The sequence below is a fragment of the Streptomyces sp. NPDC044719 genome, from assembly GCF_056433405.1.
In genome coordinates this window covers 295,364-317,134 of sequence record NZ_JBWKHE010000010.1, presented here as the reverse complement: position 1 = coordinate 317,134, position 21,771 = coordinate 295,364, and the positions used below count along the sequence as shown (strand labels likewise).

The 21,771-nt window shown below is 70.5% G+C and carries 14 protein-coding genes; 5 read left to right on the top strand and 9 right to left on the bottom strand.

From position 1 onward, the window contains the following. Positions 1 to 24 precede the first annotated feature (24 nt). Positions 25 to 1,896, top strand: a complete 1,872-nt coding sequence (locus AC07DF_RS35665; RefSeq protein ID WP_478980738.1) for a rhamnogalacturonan lyase — start codon at positions 25 to 27, stop codon at positions 1,894 to 1,896. 44 nt (positions 1,897 to 1,940) lie between these two features. Here the strand turns inward: AC07DF_RS35665 and AC07DF_RS35660 are convergent, their stop codons facing one another. Beyond that, positions 1,941 to 4,598 (bottom strand): cellulose binding domain-containing protein, encoded by a 2,658-nt coding sequence (locus AC07DF_RS35660; RefSeq protein ID WP_478980736.1) that lies wholly within the window; start codon positions 4,596 to 4,598, stop codon positions 1,941 to 1,943. A 216-nt stretch (positions 4,599 to 4,814) separates the two neighbouring features. Then, complete coding sequence (locus AC07DF_RS35655) at positions 4,815 to 7,733, bottom strand: glycoside hydrolase family 48 protein (protein ID WP_478980734.1); 2,919 nt, start codon at positions 7,731 to 7,733, stop codon at positions 4,815 to 4,817. 416 nt (positions 7,734 to 8,149) lie between these two features. On the opposite strand from AC07DF_RS35655, the gene AC07DF_RS35650 reads away from it, so the two are divergent. Both AC07DF_RS35650 and AC07DF_RS35645 read left to right on the top strand, forming a co-directional pair. Beyond that, positions 8,150 to 9,871 (top strand): glycoside hydrolase family 6 protein, encoded by a 1,722-nt coding sequence (locus AC07DF_RS35650; protein ID WP_478980732.1) that lies wholly within the window; start codon positions 8,150 to 8,152, stop codon positions 9,869 to 9,871. A gap of 137 nt (positions 9,872 to 10,008) precedes the next feature. Beyond that, positions 10,009 to 10,917: a class I SAM-dependent methyltransferase gene (locus AC07DF_RS35645; protein WP_478980730.1), complete on the top strand. Its 909-nt coding sequence runs from the start codon at positions 10,009 to 10,011 to the stop codon at positions 10,915 to 10,917. Positions 10,918 to 11,006: 89 nt separating this feature from the next. Here AC07DF_RS35645 and AC07DF_RS35640 read toward each other — a convergent pair whose 3' ends face one another. From AC07DF_RS35640 to AC07DF_RS35630, 3 genes are all read right to left on the bottom strand, one after another. Beyond that, a complete protein-coding gene (locus tag AC07DF_RS35640; protein ID WP_478980792.1) occupies positions 11,007 to 11,798 on the bottom strand; it encodes an aldo/keto reductase in 792 nt (263 codons plus the stop codon). 160 nt (positions 11,799 to 11,958) lie between these two features. Then, a complete protein-coding gene (locus tag AC07DF_RS35635) occupies positions 11,959 to 13,785 on the bottom strand; it encodes an AMP-dependent synthetase/ligase (RefSeq protein WP_478980727.1) in 1,827 nt (608 codons plus the stop codon). A 298-nt stretch (positions 13,786 to 14,083) separates the two neighbouring features. Beyond that, complete coding sequence (locus tag AC07DF_RS35630) at positions 14,084 to 14,962, bottom strand: LysR substrate-binding domain-containing protein (RefSeq protein WP_478980725.1); 879 nt, start codon at positions 14,960 to 14,962, stop codon at positions 14,084 to 14,086. Between the two features lie 176 nt (positions 14,963 to 15,138). On the opposite strand from AC07DF_RS35630, the gene AC07DF_RS35625 reads away from it, so the two are divergent. Then, on the top strand, positions 15,139 to 16,152 hold the full coding sequence (locus AC07DF_RS35625) for a bile acid:sodium symporter family protein (protein ID WP_478980790.1): 1,014 nt from the start codon (positions 15,139 to 15,141) through the stop codon (positions 16,150 to 16,152). On the opposite strand, the gene AC07DF_RS35620 is transcribed toward AC07DF_RS35625, so the two are convergent. The 3 genes from AC07DF_RS35620 to AC07DF_RS35610 all read right to left on the bottom strand — a co-directional run bounded on the left by AC07DF_RS35620 (position 16,088) and on the right by AC07DF_RS35610 (position 20,283). Continuing rightward, complete coding sequence (locus tag AC07DF_RS35620; protein WP_478980723.1) at positions 16,088 to 17,326, bottom strand: DUF4185 domain-containing protein; 1,239 nt, start codon at positions 17,324 to 17,326, stop codon at positions 16,088 to 16,090. The genes AC07DF_RS35625 and AC07DF_RS35620 overlap by 65 nt on opposite strands. Before the next feature lie 11 nt (positions 17,327 to 17,337). Next, complete coding sequence (locus tag AC07DF_RS35615; RefSeq protein ID WP_478980721.1) at positions 17,338 to 19,209, bottom strand: exo-alpha-sialidase; 1,872 nt, start codon at positions 19,207 to 19,209, stop codon at positions 17,338 to 17,340. 156 nt (positions 19,210 to 19,365) lie between these two features. Next, on the bottom strand, positions 19,366 to 20,283 hold the full coding sequence (locus tag AC07DF_RS35610) for a quinone oxidoreductase family protein (protein WP_478980719.1): 918 nt from the start codon (positions 20,281 to 20,283) through the stop codon (positions 19,366 to 19,368). 104 nt (positions 20,284 to 20,387) lie between these two features. Here AC07DF_RS35610 and AC07DF_RS35605 point away from each other — a divergent pair, with 104 nt between their 5' ends. After that, entirely contained in the window at positions 20,388 to 20,825 is a 438-nt protein-coding gene (locus AC07DF_RS35605; RefSeq protein ID WP_478980717.1) for a MarR family winged helix-turn-helix transcriptional regulator, read from the top strand. Positions 20,826 to 20,919: 94 nt separating this feature from the next. Here the strand turns inward: AC07DF_RS35605 and fdhD are convergent, their stop codons facing one another. Then, a complete protein-coding gene (fdhD, locus tag AC07DF_RS35600; protein WP_478980715.1) occupies positions 20,920 to 21,768 on the bottom strand; it encodes a formate dehydrogenase accessory sulfurtransferase FdhD in 849 nt (282 codons plus the stop codon). Positions 21,769 to 21,771: the final 3 nt, after the last annotated feature.

The following is a 21,771-nucleotide window of genomic DNA, read 5'->3' as shown; positions in this document are numbered from 1 at the left end:
CCGTCCTCCCAGGAGGTCCGTCACGTGAAGCACCCCCACAGACACCGCAGACGCCGTGTGCTCCTCCCGGTGGCCGTGGCCACGGCGGCGCTCGCCGGCGCCGGCCTGACCACGTTCGCCACCGACGCCGCCCAGGCCGCCACCGCCCGGCAGGTCGAGAAGCTCGACCGGGGCGTGGTCAGCGTCCACACCGGCAGCGGCAACCTGGTGAGCTGGCGCTGGCTCGGCACCGACCCGGACAACGTCTCCTTCAACGTCTACCGGGCCGGTACGAAGGTCAACTCCACGCCGGTCACCGGCTCCACGAACTACTTCCACGCGGGCGCGCCCGCCCAGGCCGACTACACCGTCCGCGCGGTCGTGAACGGCACGGAGCAGGGCGACTCGGTGCACGCGGTCCAGTTCCGCACCGGCTACAAGGACATCCCGATCTCCCCGCCCGCCGGCGGCACCGCCCCCGGCAACTCCGCGTACACCTACGAGGCCAACGACGCCTCCCTCGGCGACCTCGACGGCGACGGCGCCCTGGACCTCGTCCTGAAGTGGCAGCCCACCAACGCCAAGGACAACTCCCAGTCCGGCTACACCGGCAACACGATCGTCGACGGCATCAAGCTCGACGGCACCCGGCTGTGGCGTATCGACCTTGGCCGCAACATCCGCTCCGGCGCCCACTACACGCAGTTCCAGGTGTACGACTACGACGGCGACGGCAAGGCCGAGGTCGCCATGAAGACCGCCGACGGCACCAAGGACGGCACCGGCGCGGTCATCGGCAGCTCCTCGGCCGACCACCGCAACTCCAGCGGGTACGTGCTGGCCGGGCCCGAGTTCCTGACCATGTTCAACGGGCAGACGGGCAAGGCGATGCAGAGCGTCGACTACGTCCCGGCCCGTGGCACCGTCTCCTCCTGGGGCGACTCCTACGGCAACCGCGTCGACCGCTTCCTCGCGGGCACGGCCTACCTCGACGGCTCACGCCCGTCCCTGATCATGGCGCGCGGCTACTACACCCGTACGGTGATCGCCGCCTGGGACTGGCGGAACGGCTCCTTCACCCGCCGCTGGACCTTCGACACCAACTCCTCCACCAACAGCGGCAAGGGCTACGACGGCCAGGGCAACCACAGCCTGTCCGTCGCGGACGTCGACGCGGACGGCAAGGACGAGATCGTCTACGGCGCGATGACCGTGGACGACAACGGAGGCGGGCTCTGGACCACCAAGCTGGGCCACGGCGACGCCGGCCATGTCGGCGACCTGAACCCGTCCCGCGCGGGTCTGGAGTACTTCAAGGTCTCGGAGAGCACCAGCCAGCCGGGTTCCTGGATGGCCGACGCACGCACGGGCGCGATCCTCTGGAAGACCGCCTCCGGCGCCGACAACGGCCGGGGAGTCTCCGCCGACATCCACGCCGGCAGCGCGGGGGCCGAGTCCTGGTCCGCCTCCGACACCACCCTGCGCTCGGCGACCGGCGCCTCCCTCGGCCGGGAACCCTCCAGCATCAACTTCCTGTCCTGGTGGGACGGCGACTCCGTCCGCGAACTCCTCGACGGCACCCGCATCGACAAGTACGGCACGTCCGGCGACACCCGCCTGCTCACCGGATCCGGCGTCTCCTCCAACAACGGCACGAAGTCCACGCCCGTACTGTCCGGCGACATCCTCGGCGACTGGCGCGAGGAGGTCATCTGGCGCACCGGTGACAACAAGGCGCTGCGCGTCTACTCGACCCCGCACGAGACGAACACGAAGATCACGACCCTGCTCCACGACACGCAGTACCGCACGGCCCTGGCCTGGCAGAACACGGCGTACAACCAGCCCCCGCACCCGAGCTTCTTCATCGGGAACGGGATGGCGACCGCCCCTCGCCCGACGGTCTACACGCCGTAGCAAGAGGGCGCGTGCCGTAACGGCACGCGCCCTCGATCGCAGGCTCAGGCGACCGTACAGGTCTGGTCACCCAGCTTGAACGACGCCGGTCTGGAATTGGCCGTCCCCGACGAACTGCCCGTGAACCCGAAGCCCACGGACGCACCGGCCGCCACGTTGGCGTTCCAGCCGACGTTCTTCGCCGTCACAGCCGAACCCGACTGTGAGACCTCGGCGTTCCAGGCCTGGGACACCTTCTGCCCGTCCGCGAACGACCACCCCAGTGACCAGCCGCTCCAGGCACTCGTACCCGTGTTGGTGAGCTGGACGTCCGCCTGGAAGCCGCCCGACCACTGGCTGGTGACCTTGTACGTCACCTTGCAGGCGCCCGTCGGTGTCGGGTCGGGGCCCGGCCCCGGGTCCGTGGAGCCGCCGCCGGAGCTGTCGCCGTAGATGACGCCACGGCCGTTCGTCGAGACGTAGACACGGCCGTAGACCCTCGGGTCGCCGGTGATGGCCGCGCCCGTCCAGCCCCACTGGTGGGCGTCGTCGTTGATGCGCGTCCAGCTCGCGCCCTGGTCCGTGGAGCGGAAGATGCCGCGTACGCCGCCGATCTTCGCGCTCGTGTAGAGGGCCTGGTAGGAGGCGCCGGGCGCCGCCTTGCCGAAGCCGATCGTGTCGGCCTGCTCCACGTTCGGGAGCTTCGTGAAGCTCGCGCCGCCGTCCGTGGAGTGCCACAGGCCGTACGCACCGTCGCTCGCGCCGCCCGCCAGCCACACATCGCCCTTCCCGCCGGGCAGGGCCTTGAAGCGAACGCTGTCGCCGCTCGGCAGGCCGGTCGCAGGGGACGCCTTGAACGTCGCACCCCCGTCCGTACTCACATAGAACTTCCCGGACTTGAAGCCGTAGAAGGTCTTCGGATCGACCCGGTCCGACTCGACGACCGCCCCGGAGGGGATCCCGCCGGAGGCCTGCCAGGACGTGCCGAAGCCGGTCGCGTAGTGCACGCCGGCGCCCTGCGGGCTCCACACGAACCGGCTGCCGTCGGCCGCCGCCGCGACCGTGCCGCCGCCGCTGACTCCCGAAGGGTCGGTGCCCGCGAACCAGTTGGCGCCGTTGTCCGTCGAGAACGCGATGTGCGGACCCGAGTCGAGGTTGCCGGTACGGACGACCGTGTTCGGGTTCGACTCGGCGAAGTCCAGGCTCGTGGTCGTCGTGAAGTTCGGCTGGGTGAACATCATCGACGGGACCTTGGTCAGCTCCGTGTGGCGGAAGCCGCCGACATCGCCGAGCGCGCTGAGGAGGGGGGCTCCGGACGGGGGAGAGGCGAGGTCGTTGACCGCCGTCTCCTCCAGGCCCCGCACCATCGGCTTGACGGTGAACTTCCCGCCGCTGTCCCAGTTCGTGAGGTTCTCGGTGCCGTAGATCGTCGCGCCCGTCCCGTACATCATGCGAGCGGAGTCGAACGGGTCGATCTCCATCGACTCCGTCATCCAGCCCAGCTTCGGGGTCTGTTCGGGAGGCGCCGGGTTCGCACCCCACGTCAGCCACGGCGAGGACGACACGTCCATCGTGTACCGGTTCTCACGGTCGGGGTACGACGTGTAGTCCCACGCCTTCGTCCAGGTCGCCCCGCTGTCCGTGGAGCGGAAGAGCTGCGTGTCCGGCCACCAGGCGCTGTACGCGGTCGCCATCACCGTGCCCGGCTTCTGCCGGTCCACCGTCAGCCCGCTGAAGCCGTAGAACGTGTCGGCCTCCGCCACCGGGCTGATGTTCGTCCAGGTCCCGGTCCCGGTCGCGTACCGCCACAGCCGGCCCTTGCCGCCGTCGTACGGGCCGCCCTTGTCGCTGTAGGCGACATAGAGGTGGCCGTTCTTCGCGTCCAGGACGCCCTTGTGCGCCAGCTGGCCCGTCGGCTGCCCGGCCAGCCGCTGCCAGGTCGCGCCCGCGTCCGTCGAGCGGTACACCGCGTTCTGCGCGTCGGCGACCCCGACGTAGAGCGTCTTCGTGGCGTTGCCCGAGGTGCCGGTCGACTCGTCGAAGGTGACCCAGACGATGCCCTGGTTGTCGGACGCGTAGCCCGACGTGTCGCTAGGGTCCTGCACGTAGTCGCCGACGTTGGGGAAGTTGGTGACCTGCGACCAGGTGACACCCGAGTCCGTCGACCGCCACAGCCCCTTGCCGCTCGGCGCGCCCAGATACAGCACGCTGTTCCGGTTCGGGTCGATCGCCAGCCGCTCGCCCATGCCACGCCCCGGCATGTTGCCGCCCAGCTTGAACGGCAGATTCGTCTTCTGCCAGCTCGCGCCCCGGTTGGACGACCGCATGACCGCGCCGTTCTTCGGGTCCCAGCTGTTGGTGTACGTCCCGACCGCCGCGTACACCCGGTTCGGATCGACGGAGTCGGACGCGATGCTGACGACACCCGTGTGCCCCCAGTCGTCCCACCCGACCGAGTCCAGCAGCGGTGTCCACGTCTTCGAGGACTCCTGCCAGCGGTAGGCACCGCCGATGTCCGTGCGGGCGTAGGCCAGGTTCTTCTCGGAGCGGTTGAAGACGATGCCGGGTACAAAACCGCCCCCGTCGATCCGGGCGTTCTTCCAGGTGTACGTGTCGGCGGTGAGCTTCGGCGCCGGGGGATCGGCGGCCAGGGCGGTGGGGGCGCCCGACAGCAGACCGGCGGCCAGCGCGAGCACGGTGGTGAGAATGCGGGTTCTTCGCACGGTGGGGTTCCTTCCGTGAGGGGGAACGTGCGAGGGCCGGGCGGCTCCCGTGCGGGGGGAGCCGCCCGACCGTGGTGGCCCCGCGTCAGGTGCGGGGCCACGTACACAGAGCTTCGGACGCACCTGCTTGTGTCTTGGGGGCGCGGGGAACTGCGCGACCAGCCACAACGGGCCCGCAGCCGACCACGGCCCCACCCGCGGAGCGCCCGGCGGGGGCTATTCGAGAAGCTCCGCGTACGAGCCCATGGCCAAGGCGATGTCCGCCTGAGCCCAGAACCGGTGATACGTGAACGACGGAACCGCACCGCCCGCCAGATAGCTCTCGATCTTCGACCAGGCCGGATCGTCCTCGTAGAAGGACCGGATCGAGTCGAACGTCGACGACGAGTTGATCGCGTCACCGTTCGGCATCGTCCCCGTCCAGCCACTCGGGATGTACACCGGGTCGTCGAACCGGTTGTAGTCGGCCCGGTTCTCCGGGACGGCGATCCCGAGCGCGTCCTGGTGGTTGTCCCACATCCCGTCCAGCAGCTTCTTCGCAGCCGCGGCGGCCTCCGTGTCACCGGAGCGGTCTGCGTAGTACGTCAGCGTCTTGGCGTACGAGGCCGCCACACCGACATCGTTCGTGTAGTCGGCGACGGTGACCCGCAGTCCGCTGTTGGAACCCGGGTTCGAGGCGTTCCACGTGTCGGGCTGCCCCGACCACTGCAGCGTCGACGGGATCCGGAACGTGCCGTCCGGGTTGAATGTGGTCTTGGACAGCGCCCAGTCGACCCACTTGTCGAGGACCGTCTTGGCCTGCGCGTTCCCCGTCTGCTGGTACAGCTCGGCGACCCGCTCCATGGACCACGCCTGGAAGCCGAACCACTGGTTGGACGGCGGGTCGTGGTAGACGGGCTTCTCGTCGTAGTACATGCCGTAGAACGTCGACTTCCCGGCGGGCGGCGTCGCGTACCGGCCCGCCCAGCTGTTGGTCGCGCCACCGGCGATGGCACCCTCGCTCGACTGCAGCCAGCGGTAGAACTCCAGCTGACGTTCCATGGACTTGGACCAGTCGGCCGCACCCGTGGCCGACTTGGGCTTCAGCGGGGCGTAGTTGCCGAGCGCGTAGGCCGCGAGGGGGTTCTGGTAGCCGCCGTGGGCGTGGCTGGAGCCGATGCGCCAGGCCCAGCCGGCCGAGGTGTCGGTGGCGCCGCCCCAGGCGTAGTACCAGGACATCAGATAGTGCGAGGCGTCCTTGCCCGTGCCCGCGGGGCAGGAGGCGGGCCCGACACAGTTGCCGATCTTCTTGAAGTACTTGTCGAACATGGAGTAGCGCAGGTAGTCGCCCATCTTGGCGGCCTTGCCGACCGTCGCGGAGACGTCCCCGCCCTTGCCCTGCTCCTTCGCCCACAGGTCCGCCCAGTAGGCGGCCTGCACGGCCCGGGCGTCCGCGTCCGGGGCGTTGGTGAACTTCCACTGCTTGGCGTAGGAGGCGTCACCGGTGAACAGGTCCAGATAGCCGTTCTTGCCGCCGTACTTGAAGGCGTCACAGGTCGGCTGCGGAACCGTCTCCCACACCGACTCCTGCGAGCCGCGCTGGAAGGTGTTGATGTACGAGGGGCCGGTGTCCGACGGGCCCGCCTCGCACTTGCCGGGCGAGTTGCCGTAGCCGTAGACGTTGTCGACGTCCTGCAGCCAGTGCATGCCGTAGACGTCGTCCGTGCCGTAGGCGCTCTTCAGCTCGGCCGCGATCGGGTCCCGGCCGACCGAGGCACCCGTGTCGAGCTTGGCCGGGTACTCGTTCGGCGTGTCCAGCTCGGGCGCGTAGGTCGCCGGCTTGGACGCGTTGTAGAAGGAGTTGGTCGGCTGGTCGGCGCGGGTGGGGATCATGTACTTCTCCATGAGGTCCCACGCGCCGTTGAACTTGGACCAGTCGCCGGTCACCTTGCCGTACATGGCCTGGAGCCACAGGAGGTAGCTGTACGCCTCCGAGGTGGTCTCGTGGCCGTGGTCCGGCGCCTCGACGATCAGCGTCTCGACCGAGTGGTAGGGGATGCCCTCGGGGGAGAAGTAGCCGTTCGCCGGGTTGGTGATCTTCCCGTAGAGCTCCAGGAAGCGGGCGTCGTAGTCCTTCGCCGCAGCCAGCTGGGTCACCGTGACCGAGGCTTTGGCATGGCCCGCGGCCGTCGACTCGAAGACCGCCGAGCCGGTGCCCGAGCCGGCGGCGGTGACGGTCACCTTTTGCGCGGTGTTCCAGTTCTGCGGGGTGAAGGTGAGCGAAGCGCCGCCCGTGACCGACAGGCCCGAGTTGCCGCTCGTGCGGGCCGACGCAACCGTCACATTCGCGGAAGGCTGCTTGGACAGCTTCACCTCGTAGGTGCCCGACTTGCCCGACTGGACGCCCAGTTGGAGCGGCGAGGCGACGACAGTGGGACCGGAGGAGACCGTGATGCCGACCGGGGTGGAGTTCGCGGAGGCGCCCATGCTGTCGTACGCCTTCGCCACCAGCGAGTGACTGCCCACGGTCAAGTCGGAAACGGAAAGCGAGTAGGGCGCACTCGTGTCCGTGCCCAGCAGCGTGGTGTCGTCGTAGAACTCCACCTTGCTGATCGTGGCGCTGTCCGCCGCGGCCGCCGTGGCCGCCAGCGGGACCGCCTGGCCCTGGGTGTAGACGGCGCCGGCGGACGGGCTGGTCAGCACGGCGATCGGCGGCTGGTGCGCGCCGGTGCAGGCGGTGCCGTTGACCGAGAAGGACGCCGGCGCGGCGTTGGTGCCGCTGTAGGTGAACTGGGCGCCGGTGGAGACGGCGGCGCCCGCGGCGACCCGGGCGTTGTGGGAGGCGTTCTTGACGGTGATGTTCTGACCGGACTGCGACCAGGTGCCGTTCCAGCCGTTCCCCAGCTTCTGGTTGCCGGAGTAGGCGTAGGTCAGCGTCCAGCCGTCGATGGCGTCTGTGCCGCGGTTGGTGAGGGTCAGATCCGCGGTGAAGCCGGAGCCCCAGTCGTTCGTCTTGTAATCGACACTGCACTGAAGTGCGGCCGCCTGCGCGGGAGTCGACCCTGAGGAGAGCATCGTCAACGGAAGCGCGAGAGCTGCGACGGCGGCGATCCACACGCGCCGCACCGCTCCGCGTCTCCGGGGTGGGGGATGCATGGTGCTGGTTCCTCCTTGCGGCTCGGAGAAGTCAAGGCTTGAACCAGTGGGAGCGCTCCCATCGTGATGACGGGTGTGGTATCGGTCAAGGGCCTTGAAGAGTCGAAAAGATTCGACGCCGCATGTTGAGCGAAAGTCAGTGACTCCCCTGTTCTTTGCAGACACTTGGCGCTACCTTCCTTGACACCAGTGGGAGCGATTCCATCAGTCGACGCGTCCGTCACGGCGTGTCCGGCCTGCAAGGAGTCGCTCGAGCGACACCTCTCGCGTTCAGTACTTTGAGCCGCCCCCAGCGCGGTCGTCCCCTGCTGCGCGAGTGCCATGCCGGGTTCCACGGTTCCTCAGTCCCTCATGTCCCTGTCGGAGCGCGCCCTGAACGGCTGACACCCCCACCAGCGAAAGGGAAACCCGCACTCATGAGCCGTACGAGAACAGCGTTAGTGGCCGCCATGGCCCTGGTCGCCGGCGCGACCGGCACGGCGTTCGCCGTCGACCCGGACGGCGCCGGCATCGCCGCCGTCCCCTGCACCGTCGACTACAAGATCCAGAACCAGTGGAGCACCGGCTTCACCGCCGCCGTGACGGTCACCAACAACAGCGCCGCCAAGTCGTCGTGGTCGCTCAAGTGGTCCTACGCCGGCAACCAGCAGGTCACCAGCGGCTGGAACGCCAAGCTGAGTCAGAGCGGTGCCGCCGTCACGGCGGCCAACGAGAGCTACAACGCCCAGCTCGCGACCGGCGCTTCGGTCAGCTTCGGCTTCCAGGGCAGTTACAGCGGCAGCAACGCGATCCCGGCCACCTTCACCCTCGACGGCGTCACCTGCAACGTCGACGACGGCGGCAACCCGGATCCGACCGACCCGCCGGGCCCCGGCGGCCCGTCCAACCGGGTCGACAACCCCTATGCCGGCGCCAAAGTGTACGTGAACCCGGAGTGGTCCGCGAAGGCCGCCGCCGAGCCGGGCGGCAGCCGCGTCTCCAGCCAGCCCACGGGTGTCTGGCTGGACCGGATCGCGGCCATCAACGGCGCGGGCGGCAAGATGGGCCTGCGCGCCCACCTCGACGAGGCCCTGCGCCAGAAGGGCTCCGGCGAGCTCGTCGTCCAGCTCGTCATCTACAACCTGCCCGGCCGTGACTGTGCCGCCCTCGCCTCCAACGGCGAGCTCGGCCCGACGGAGATCGACCGGTACAAGACGCAGTACATCGACCCGATCAAGGCGATCCTCGCCGACTCGAAGTACGCCTCGCTGCGGATCGTCACCACCGTCGAGATCGACTCGCTGCCGAACCTCGTCACCAACACCGGAAGCCGTCCGACGGCCACCCCGCAGTGCGATGTGATGAAGGCCAACGGCAACTACGTCAAGGGCGTCGGCTACGCGCTGAACAAGCTCGGCGACGTGGCGAACGTCTACAACTACGTGGACGCCGGGCACCACGGCTGGATCGGCTGGGACGACAACTTCGGTGCCTCCGCGACCCTGTTCAAGGAGGCGGCCACCGCCGAGGGCGCGACCGTCAACGACGTCCACGGCTTCATCACCAACACGGCGAACTACAGCGCCCTGAAGGAGAACAACTTCACCATCAACGACAACGTGGCCGGCAAGTCCGTCCGCGAGTCGAAGTGGGTCGACTGGAACCGTTACGTCGACGAGCAGTCCTTCGCCCAGGGCTTCCGCAACCAGCTGGTCTCGGCGGGCTTCCCGTCCTCGATCGGCATGCTGATCGACACCTCCCGCAACGGCTGGGGCGGCTCGGCCCGGCCCGCCGGCCCCGGCGCGCAGACCTCCGTCGACACCTACGTCGAGGGCGGCCGCTACGACCGCCGCATCCACGTCGGCAACTGGTGCAACCAGTCCGGAGCCGGCCTCGGCGAGCGCCCGCGGGCCAACCCGGCCACCGGGATCGACGCGTACGTGTGGATGAAGCCGCCGGGCGAGTCCGACGGCGCGAGCAAGGAGATCGCCAACGACGAGGGCAAGGGCTTCGACCGGATGTGCGACCCGACCTACACGGGCAATCCGCGCAACAACAACAACATGTCCGGTGCCCTGCCGGACGCCCCGCTGTCCGGGCACTGGTTCTCCGCCCAGTTCCGGCAGCTGATGCAGAACGCCTACCCGCCGCTGTCCTGACCGGCTGACACCCCGTCCCCACGGGTCCGCCGGGGCTTCGGCCCCGGCGGACCCTTTTTGCGGGAGCGGCAACAGCGGTGGCCTTCTCCCGGTGCGTCGGCGCAGTCTGGCGGCATCCGAGGGAGAGGCTGACCACCATGGCGCACGACCACGACCACCACCGTCACGGCCACGACCGTCACGATCACGACCGTCACGACCACACGCACCTCGACTGGGCCGCGATGGCTCCGCGGCTGGAGTCACAGGCAGAGCTGTTCGCTTCCCTGTACGAGCGGGCCTTGGGCTGGCTGGCGCACGAGGTGACCGAGCCGGGCCTGATCGTCGACGCGGGCAGCGGGCCGGGCGTCGTGTCGTGTCTGTTCGCCGAGACGTTCCCGGGTGCGCGGATCGTCGCGGTGGACGGCTCCGAGCCGCTGCTGGAACGGGCGCGGGCACGCGCCGAGCGGCTGGGCGTCGCCGACCGCTTCGGCACGATCGCCGGTGAACTCCCCGATGTGCTCGAGGAGCTGGACTACCCGGCCGACCTGCTCTGGGCGAGCCGCAGCCTGCACCACCTCGGCGACCAGCGGGCCGCGCTCGCCGCGTTCGCGGCCCGGCTGGCGCCCGGCGGCACCCTGGCCCTCATGGAGGGCGGCCTGCCCCCGCGGTATCTGCCGCGTGACATTGGTATCGGCCGGCCGGGGCTCCAGGCGCGGCTCGACGCGCTGGAGGCGGAGTGGTTCACGCGGATGCGGACGGAGCTGCCGGGTTACGTCGCGGAGACGGAGGACTGGCCCGCCCTGCTGGCGTCGGCGGGGCTGAAGCCGGGCCGGACGCACACCTTCCTGCTGGACCTCCCCGCACCCGTCTCGGACCGGGCCCGTGAGTATGTCGTCGGATCCCTTTCGCATCTGCGGGAGCGCATTCCGGAGGGCTTCGACGCGGATGATCTCGCCACTCTCGACCGGCTGCTCGATCCCGACGACGAGGCGGGTCTGCACCGGCGGGCGGATGTGTTCGTGCTGGAGGCGCACACGGTGCACACGGCGGTCCGGGCGGTCTGAGCAGGCCCCGCACCGTCCTGAGTGGCACGCAGCGAACTGCCCGCGGCCGAGTCAACAGGCCGCGGGCAGTCGTAGCGCCGGGTGAGCGCTCAGGCGCCGTCGAACGTCGCCGGGTCCGGGCCGATGCGACGGTCCTCGTTGAGGGCGCTGATGGCCGCCAGGTCCTCGGTGTCCAGCTCGAAGTCGAAGACCTCGATGTTCTCCTTGATCCGCGACGGCGTCACGGACTTCGGGATCACCACGTTGCCCAGCTGGAGGTGCCAGCGGAGCACGACCTGGGCCGGCGTGCGGTTGTGCTTCCGGGCGATGGCCACGACCGCCGGAACCTCCAGCAGGCCCTTGCCCTGGCCGAGCGGCGACCAGGCCTCCGTGGCGATGCCCTGCTGCGCGTGGTACTCACGGGCGGCGCTCTGCTGCAGATGCGGGTGCAGCTCGATCTGGTTCACCGCCGGGATGACCGACGTCTCGCCGATCAGCCGCTCGAGGTGCTCGGGCAGGAAGTTGGAGACGCCGATGGCCCGGATCCGGCCGTCGGCGTGCAGCTTCTCGAACGCCTTGTACGTGTCGACGTACGTGTCCCGGGCCGGCAGCGGCCAGTGGATCAGGTACAGGTCGACGAAGTCCAGGCCGAGCTTCTCCAGCGACGTGTCGAAGGCGCGCAGCGTGGAGTCGTACCCCTGGTCGGCGTTCCAGAGCTTGGTGGTGACGAAGAGCTCCTCGCGGGGGAGACCGGCGGCGGCGACGGCCTTGCCGGTGCCCTCCTCGTTGCCGTAGATCGCCGCTGTGTCGATGCTGCGGTACCCGGCCTCCAGCGCGGTCGCGACGGCCGACTCGGCCTCGTCGTCCGGCACCTGCCAGACGCCGAACCCCAGCTGGGGCATCTGGATGCCGTTGTTCAGGGTGATCTGGGGGACCTTGCTCACGAGCTCTCGATCCTTAGGTATGTGGTCGGATGTACTCCCATCGTCAACGATCACGAGCCGTGATGCATTCCTGACGGGAGGATTCAGACGGGCGGCACACCATCCGTCAACAGGCGGTTTACGCCCGGTAGAGCGCCTCGACCTCGTTCTCGTACGCCTTCTCGATCGCCTTGCGCTTCAGCTTCAGGGACGGGGTCAGCAGCCCGTGCTCCTCGGTGAACGGCTGGGCCAGGATGCGGAAGGTGCGGATCGACTCGGCCTGCGAGACAAGGGTGTTGGCCGCGACCACCGCGCGCCGCACCTCCGTCTCCAGGTCCGCGTCCCGCACCAGCTCCGCCGCGGACAGCTGCGGCTTGCCCCGCATCGCCAGCCAGTGCTCCACGGCCTCCTGGTCGAGGGTCACGAGGGCGGCGATGTACGGCCGGTCGTTGCCGACGACGATGCACTGGTTGACCAACGGATGGTCCCGGACGCGTTCCTCCAGCACACCGGGCGAAACACTCTTGCCACCCGATGTGACCAGGATCTCCTTCTTGCGGCCGGTGATGGTGAGGTAGCCGTCCTCGTCGAGCGAGCCGAGGTCGCCGGTGGCCAGCCAGCCGTCGTGCAGGGTCTCGTCCGTGGCCTTGGGGTTGTTGAGGTAGCCCTGGAAGACGTTCTGGCCGTGCAGCCAGATCTCGCCGTCGTCCGCGAGGTGCACGGTCATGCCCGGGATGGGCTGGCCGACCGTGCCGAACCGGGTCCGTCCGGGCGGGTTGGCGGTCGCGGCGGCCGTGGACTCGGTCAGGCCGTAGCCCTCGTAGATGTGCACGCCCGCCCCGGCCCAGAACAGACCGAGCCGCCGGTCCATCGCCGAGCCGCCCGACATGGCGTGCCGGATCCGGCCGCCCATCGCGGCGCGGATCTTGGAGTAGACGAGCTTGTCGAAGAGCTGGTGCTGCATGCGCAGGCCCGCCGAGGGGCCGGGGCCGACGCCCCAGGCCTTGGCCTCGACGGCGTCCGCGTACTTGATGGCGATGTCCACGGCCTTCTCGAACGGGCCGGAACGGCCCTCCTTCTCGGCCTTGCGGCGGGACGCGTTGAACACCTTCTCGAAGATGTACGGCACGGCCAGGAAGAACGTCGGCTTGAACGCGGCCAGGTCGGGCAGCAGGGCCGCCGCGTTCAGCTGGGGCTGATGGCCGAATTTCACCCTGCCGCGAATCGCCGCGACCTGGACCATTCGCCCGAAGACGTGTGCGAGCGGCAGGAACAGCAGGGTGGCCGCCTCGTCGCCCCGCTTGGAGTGGAACACCGGCTCCCAGCGCTCGATGACGGTGTCCGCCTCGTACGCGAAGTTGCCGTGCGTGATGACACAGCCCTTCGGGCGTCCGGTCGTGCCCGAGGTGTAGATGATCGTGGCGATCGATTCGGGCGTGACGGCCTGCCGGTGGCGGTGCACCACCTCGTCGTCGAGGTGCGCGCCGGCGTCGTACAGCTCCTGCACGGCGCCGGAGTCGAGCTGCCACAGGCGGCGCAGCTGCGGCAGCCGGTCGATGACGGTGGCGATCGTCATCGCGTGGTCCTCGTGCTCCACGATCGCGGCCGTCGCCTCGGCGTCGTACAGCATCCAGAAGCACTGCTCGGCCGAGGACGTCGGGTAGACCGGCACGACCTGGGCGCCGATCGTCCACAGCGCGTAGTCGAAGAGCGTCCACTCGTAGCGCGTACGGGACATGATCGCGACCCGGTCGCCGAACCGGATGCCGCTCGCCAGCAGGCCCTTGGCCAGGGCGAGCACCTCGTCACGGAACTCGGCGGTGGTGACATCCCGCCAGTGCCCCGCGTCGTCCTTACGGCCCAGGGCGATGTACAGCGGGTCTTCCTGGGCATGCTCGAAGACGACGTCGGCCAGACCGCCCACCGGAGGTGCCAACGCCAACGGAGGGTTGGTGAACTCGCGCAAACCCCGCTCCCCGCTCCTCAGCGCTTCTGTTGAGTGACGCTCCGCACAGCGCCGTGAAAGCTACCCCACGGGGCCAGGGTGCGGGAGGGGGGCCGAAGGTGAGCAGCGCTCTCATCGGCGCTGGTCAGCGAGGGAAAAAGCGCTCACATGGGGAAGGGTCGGACAGATTACTGACGGTTGAGTAAGTTTCGGTGCCGTAATCTCCACCGAATCTGTACGACTTCAGGCGCGGTGCGGAGCGCCCTGAGGAGGGTCTCTTCTGTCAGCGTGACGGCGACGGATTCCGTCACTCCGCTTGTCACAGGTCCTTGCGTGAGCTGCGGCGCAACCGGTCCCCGCCCGCCAGGAGCGCCGCGGCCAGGGCGTCCGCCGCGCCCGGCGCGGAGGGCCGGCGCCGGCCGTGGACCACCACGAAATCGACCTGCCCCAGTTCCGGCAGGCCCGCCCGGTCCGGGACCCGGACCAGACCCGGCGGGATGAGGCCGCGGGAGTGGGCCATCACGCCGAGGCCCGCGCGGGCCGCGGCGACGAGGCCGTTGAGGCTGCCGCTCGTGCACACCACACGCCACTCGCGGCCCTGCCGCTCCAGCGCCTCCAGGGCGAGTGCGCGGGTGATGCCCGGCGGCGGGTAGACGATCAGCGGCACCGGGCGGTCCGGGTCGAGCCGGAGGCGTTCCGCGCCGATCCACACCAGCCTGTCGTGCCGGACCAGCTCACCGCGCGGGTCCTCGGGGCGGCGCTTGGCCAGGACCAGGTCCAGCTTCCCGGCGGCCAGCTGCTCGTGCAGCGTGCCCGACAGCTCGACCGTGAGCTCCAGGTCGACCTCCGGATGGTCGTGCCGGAATCCCTCGAGGATCTCGGGCAGCCGGGTCAGCACGAAGTCCTCGGAGGCGCCGAAGCGCAGCCGGCCCCGCAGCCGGGTGCCCGTGAAGAACGCCGCCGCCTGCTCGTGCACCTCCAGGATCCGGCGCGCGAAACCGAGCATGGCCTCGCCGTCCTCCGTCAGCTCCACCGAGTGCGTGTCCCGCGTGAACAGCGTCCGCCCGGTGGCGTCCTCCAGCCGCCGCACGTGCTGGCTGACCGTCGACTGCCGCAGCCCGAGCCGCCGCGCGGCCTGCGTGAAGCTCAGCGTCTGCGCCACCGACAGGAACGTGCGCAGATGGGCGGGGTCGTACATGAGCCCAAGGTTATCGCGAAGCGCGATGACAGTCAGAGCGGTATACGGGATTCCCGATCGCCGGACCGGGGAGCAGGATGGGAGGGGGCCGCCCCGGCCCCGTACCGCCCGTACGTACCGAGCAACAAATACCGAGCAAGTGGAGCACCGTGAAACGCCTGCGCCGGCCGCGCCGGATGCCGATCGACCCGTACATCCTTCTCCTGCTGGCGACCGTGGGAGTCGCCGCACTGTTCCCGGCCCGCGGGTCGGTCGCCGATGTGGCGTCCGGGGCCTCCACGGCGGCGATCGCCCTCCTGTTCTTCCTCTACGGGGCCCGGCTCTCCACCCGTGAGGCACTGGACGGCCTGCGGCACTGGCGCCTGCACATCACGGTCCTGGCCGCCACCTTCGTCGTCTTCCCGCTGCTCGGCCTCGCGGCCCGGGGGCTGGTGCCGGTGATCCTCACGGACCCGCTCTACCAGGGCCTGCTCTTCCTCACGCTCGTCCCGTCGACCGTCCAGTCGTCGATCGCCTTCACCTCGATGGCCCGCGGCAACGTGCCCGCCGCGATCTGCGCGGGCTCCTTCTCCTCCCTGATCGGCATCGTCGCCACCCCGCTGCTCGCGGCCTCGCTGCTCGGCGGCAGCGGCGGCGGGTTCTCCGCCGACTCGCTGCTGAGGATCGTGCTGCAACTGCTCGTGCCGTTCCTCGCCGGGCAACTGCTGCGCCGCTGGATCGGCGGCTTCGTCACCCGCCACAAGAAGGTCCTCGGCCTCGTGGACCGCGGCTCGATCCTGCTCGTCGTCTACACCGCGTTCAGCCAGGGCATGGTGCAGGGCATCTGGCACCAGGTCAGCCCCGCCCGGCTGGGTGGGCTGCTCGCGGTCGAGGCCGTGATCCTCGCCGTGATGCTGCTGCTGACCTGGTACGGCGGCAAGGCCCTGGGCTTCGGCCGGGAGGACCGGATCACCCTGCAGTTTGCCGGTTCGAAGAAGTCTTTGGCGGCCGGACTGCCCATGGCGAGCGTCCTGTTCGGCGCGCACGCCTCGCTGGCGGTGCTGCCGCTGATGCTCTTCCACCAGATGCAGCTGATGGTGTGCGCGGTGATCGCCAAGCGCCGCTCGCACGACCCCCGCGCGCAGGTCACTTTGCCGGAGCCAGCCGCAGCGACACGAACCGCGGTCGGTACAGGGACACGTTCCGGCTGAGCTGGGCCGCGGCGCCGGTCGTCTCCAGCCAGTTGACGTCGTAGCTCAGGACGAGACGCCCGTCGCCGCTCAGCACCGGATGGACCTGCGGGTTGTAGGCGGCCACCTGGCCCTGCGGCAGCGACGGACTGAACTCCTTCGCCGGCCCGTGCCACGGCCCGGCCGGGGAGCACGCCCAGTACGAGGCGACGGTGGTCAGGCCCTTGGTGCCCGTGGCCATGGTGAACAGCACGTATGTTCCGCCGTCCCGGACGACCGAGAACGCGCTGCCGACGCCCTTGCGCTGCCCGTCCCCGAGCACCGGCCGGGGGCGGGCGGCGGCCGTCCACGCCGAGCCGTTCCAGTACCGCCAGGCCGCCGGATCCCCGAGCCCGCCCTCCCGTACACGTGCCACGTAGGCGTGGGAAGCGGGGCGGGAGGCGGCCTGGCCGTCGTCGCCGCCGAAGACGTACGTCCAGCCGTCCTCCTCGACCAGCGTCGTGCCGAACAGCACTCGCCGGGACGGGTCGGGGACCAGCTGCTGGTCGAGCACCTTGACGATCGACTCGAGACGCAGGCCGGGCAGCGACAGGGTGGCGACCTCGGTCGCGGTGGGCACGCCGTAGATCCATGGGGCCTGGCCGGCCGTGCGCACCCACAGCAGCACCCGGACCACCTGTTCGGAGGAGCCGGGGGAGCGGGGTTCGACGCGGGCGGCGACCGGCCAGCGCCACTGGTTCGGCAACGGGTCGGCGAAGAGCGGGGCGGGGAGAGTGGTCTCCAGCCGGCCGTCCCGCATCAGCACGGCCGAGTTGCGCACCAGCGGCGCGGCCGTGTCCCGCCAGGCGTGGGACTCGCCGGCCGGGTTGGGCGGGCCGTACACCCGGCCCAGGAAGGTGTCGGAGAACAGCCACAGCACCCGGCCGTCGGGCAGCCGCAGCGAGTGGGTGCCGTCGCCGCCGGTCCAGTCGTCGGTGCGGCTCGCGTCGTCGCCGTAGCGGGCGAACTCGGCGGTGAGGCCGTCGTCCGCCCGCCAGGAGGCCACCGTCCGGGCCCGGCAGGCGCCGTCGTCGTCCCGGCTCTCGTCCTCCGGCAGGGCGACGATCAGGGCGGCACCGAGAACCAGGGCCAGCAGCAGGCCGATCCCGGTTCCGGTGCGTTGTCGTGCTCGTGCTGCTCTTGAGTCGTCGGGCACGCTCCGTGACGTTAGTTGCTGCCGCTCACCTGGTCCATGGGCAGCCACAGGACGGTGCCCCTGGCGGCCGCTTTCGCGGCCCCGGACGCCAACTCCCCGTCGGACAGCGCCCGGTTCCAGACGCGGACGTCGTCGATGGCCCCGCTGAGGAACGCCCTGCTGTCCATCCGCTGGCCGATGTGCACGCCGAACGGGGAGTTACGGCTGACCGAGCCCGGCACGTCCGCGGTGGTGAGCGGCGCGCCGTCGAGGAAGAGCGTCAGCTTCCCGTCGCCCCGGCGCAGGGCCAGATGGTGCCAGCGTCCGTCGTTGTGGGCGCCGTCGGTCCACACCGAGGCCGACCTGACGGTGCTCGCGCCCGACCGGGTGGTGATGAGCCCCCGGACCCGATTGCTCGCCGGCTCCCCGCGCAGCCAGATCTGTGGCTGGGTGCTGCCGATGCCGCCCATCCACAGGAAGGGCTGTTCGCCGGTCGTGGCCGTGTAGCGGAAGAACAGCGAGGCGGTGAAGTCTCCTTCGCCGAGCGGGAGCCCGGACCGGTACGGCAGCCGTACGGCGTCGTCGGTGCCGTCGAAGGACAGCGCGCCGCCACGCACGCCGGTGGTCCGGCCCGCACCGCCGAGCACGGCCGCCGGCGTCGCGGCCGACGCGGCGTCACGGGTGGTCGGGTCGGGGCCCCGGCGCGGTTTCAGCCAGTCCTCGGTGAAGCGGGCGAAGCGGATCTCGTCGCGGGCGTCGACCGCGCCGCCCTCGTACAGCAGGCCCACCGTCGTGCCGTTGACGGCCGCCATGTCGGAGTAGCCGGACCAGTCGCTGGTGACGACCGTGCCCCGGTCCACGCTGTCCCAGGTGAGCCCGCCGTCGTAGGAGGAGCGGACCATCATCGTGCGGCGGCGGTCGGGGTCGGCCGGAGCGGACAGCAGGAGCCGGTCTCCCAGGCGTACGGTCGCGCCCTGGACCTGCGGGGTGTAGAGGTCCGGCAGGTCGCGGAAGGGGGTGGCGAAGCTGTCGCCGCCGTCCCGGCTGAGGGTCTGGGCACGGTGGCCCAGATCGGTGCCGTCCTGTTCCCGGCCGCTGACGAGGAGGGCGCCGTCGGTGCGTTCGGTGAGCGTCACCTCGGACGGCTTCTGCCGGAACGTGCCGTCGAGGGCTATGGGCCAGGAGTCCGTCGCTCCGACCCGCCAGTGGTCGCCGCCGTCGTCGCTGACGATGAGCGCGGCGTGGTTCGCGGTGACCCGGCTGCCGTCCCACGTCTCGGTGTTGACGCCGAACACGAGCCGCCCGGCGTGCTTGCCGCGGGTGAGCTGGATGCCGTGCACGGGGCCGGTGGCGTACCAGGAGTTCCAGTGCGCGGGCAGGATCTGGTCGCTCAGGTCGCGCGGCTTCGACCAGGTCCTGCCGTCGTCGTCGCTGTACTGCAGATGCGGGGTGCGGTCGCAGGGGACGGTGCAGTTCCCGGCGTCGGTCCGGCCGGTGTTGTACGTCTCGGCCAGCAGGATCCGGCCGGTCCCGCGGTCCACGAGGGGCGCCGGGTTGCCGTGCGTGTCGCCGGCGCCCTCGGTGACGACCTGGAGCGGCCCCCAGGTGCGGCCGCCGTCGGTGGAGCGCTTGAGGACGATGTCGATGTCGGCCGCGTCACCGCAGTTGAGGACGCGGCCCTCGGCGAAGGCGAGCAGCGTTCCGGACGTGGTCCGCACGATCGCCGGGATGCGGAAGCAGGCGTAGCCGGGGTCCTGGGAGGCCTTGAAGAGGACCTGCTGTTCGAACTCCGGTAAGGCCGTGGCCGGTCGGGCCTGGGCGGGGAGGGCCGGCGCGAGCAGCGCGGCGGCGGCGAGAGCGGCTGTCAGGGTGGATCTCAGACGTGCGCGAAGACTTGACGGCATGGTGCGACCTGCCCTTCATGCGTCTGTCGGCTGGACCACCGAGGCATGGGAACGGACATCCGGGCGGCGGAAGTGCGGACAACCGGACATCCCACGTCCCATGTGTGGGGCCACAGACGGTACTTGGACTCACAGACCCCCCACAAGAAGCGTGCGTCAGGGGATCAGGACGACCTTTCCGTGGTTGGCCCGCGCCTCGATCTCTCCGTGGGCCTTCGCGGCGTCCGCCAGGACGAACTCCCCGTGGACCACGGGCGTGATCTCTCCCGCCGCGAACAGCCGCCACAGCTCCTCGCGCCACCGCTCGTACAACTCCGGTCTCCCGCGGGCGATACGCGCCATCTGGAACCCGATCACCGACTTCGCGCCCACCAGCAGGTCGTACGCCTGGACGGTGCCGCCGCCCGAGCTGTACGCCACCAGCCGTCCCTCCGGGGCGAGCGCGGTGAGGGCCCGGGTGAGCAGCTCGCCACCGACCGCGTCCAGGGCGTAGTCGACGGGAGTGCCCCAGCTGTCGTCGCCGTAGGTGACGACATGGTCGGCGCCCAGACCGCGGACGAACCCGGCCTTCGCCGGGTCGGAAACGGCCCCCACGACCCGGCCCGCGCCCCGCGTCCTGGCCAGCTGGACGGCCAGATGACCGACGCCGCTCGCCGCCGCGGTGACCAGGGCCGCCTCGCCGGGCTCGGGCCGGGCAGCCGCCAGGGCGCCGAGGGCGACCAGGCCGCTGCGGACCAGGGCGACCGCGTCGACGGCGCGGACACCGGCCGGCACCGGGGAGGCCATGGCCTCGTGCAGGAGGGCGAAGTCGGCGTAGCCGTGGCCGAAGCAGAGCCCCGTCACCCGGTCGCCGGTGCCGAAGCGCGTGACGCCCTCGCCGACGGCCGTGACCTCCCCGGCGATCTCGCCGCCGAGCGGGCCCGGCTCGGCCGCCTCGGTGACCTTGCGTACGACCGGGAGCGTGACGCCGATCGCCTCCGCGCGCACGAGCAGTTCTCCGGGGCCGGGCTCGGGGACCGGAGCCTCCTCCACGAACAGGGGGCCGCCTCGGGATTCGTAGCGGACGCGGCGCATCGCACCTCCGGTGGTCGTTGGTACTCCCAACGAATTCGTTGGGGAGCCCAACGGTATAGGACGATCATAGGAAGGACCAACGATTTCTTGGCTAGGCTGCGGCCATGTCGGAAGCACCTCTGCCCGCGATCCGCTCCCTGCCCAGCTGGCTGCTCGGCCGCGCCGCCGCCCGCGGCCGGACCCTGGTGGCCGAGGCGCTGGCCGAGGAGGACATGAGGATGTGGCACCACGTGGTGCTCTCCGCCGTGCGTGACCTCGGCCCCGTCGCCCAGGCCGACCTCGGCCGCGGGATCCGGCTCGACCCCAAGGACCTGGTCGGCATCCTCGACGACCTCCAGTCGGCCGGCCTGGTGGTCCGCGAGCCCGATCCGAAGGACCGCCGCAAGAACGCGGTGTCCCTGACCACGCGGGGAGCCCGGCTGCTCAAGCGCTGCGAGAAGGCGGCCCGCACCGCCAACGACGAGCTGCTCGCCCCGTTGTCGGCGGCCGAACGCGAGCAGTTCACCGACATGCTCCGGCGGATATCCGGCACGGCGGGCTGAAGCCGCCGGACAGACGTCGAGACGGGGCCCCTCCGGCGCAGGGGGCGCTCCCCGCCGGGCCGGGGCCCCGCCGCCGTGTCGCGGAGGAACCTGTTCAGCCCTGGGCGGCCGCCGCCCGCAGAGCGATCCGGTCCTCACCCGCGTACACGTTCATGGAACCGCCCCGCAGGAAGCCCACCAGCGTCAGGCCGGTCTCGGCGGCCAGATCCACCGCCAGCGAGGACGGCGCCGACACCGCGGCCAGCATCGGCAGGCCGGCCATCACGGCCTTCTGCGCCAGCTCGAACGAGGCCCGGCCCGACACGAGCAGGATCGTCCGCGCCAGCGGCAGCTCCCCGTTCTGCAGGGCACGGCCGACCAGCTTGTCGACCGCGTTGTGCCGGCCCACGTCCTCCCGGACGTCCAGCAGCTCGCCCTCCTCGGAGAACAGCGCCGCCGCGTGCAGGCCCCCGGTGCGGTCGAAGACCCGCTGGGCGGCGCGCAGCCGGTCGGGCAGGCTCGCCAGCAGCTCCGGCGTGACCCGGACCGGGGGAGTGTCGGCGATGGGCCACCGTGCCGTCGTGCGTACCGCGTCCAGCGACGCCTTGCCGCACAGGCCGCAGGAGGAGGTGGTGTAGACGTTCCGCTCCAGCGTGATGTCGGGGATCACCACACCCGAGGCCGTCTTCACGTCGACAACGTTGTAGGTGTTCGAGCCGTCGGCCGTCGCCCCGGCGCAGTAGACGATGTTCTGGAGGTCGTCCTGTCCGCCCAGCACACCCTCGCTCACCAGGAAGCCCGCGGCCAGCGCGAAGTCGTCGCCCGGGGTGCGCATGGTGATCGCCAGGGGTTTGCCGTTGAGCCGGATCTCCAGGGGTTCCTCCGCGACGAGCGTGTCCGGGCGGGTGGAGACCGCCCCGTCCCGGATGCGGATCACCTTGCGTCGTTCCGTGACTCGTCCCATGTC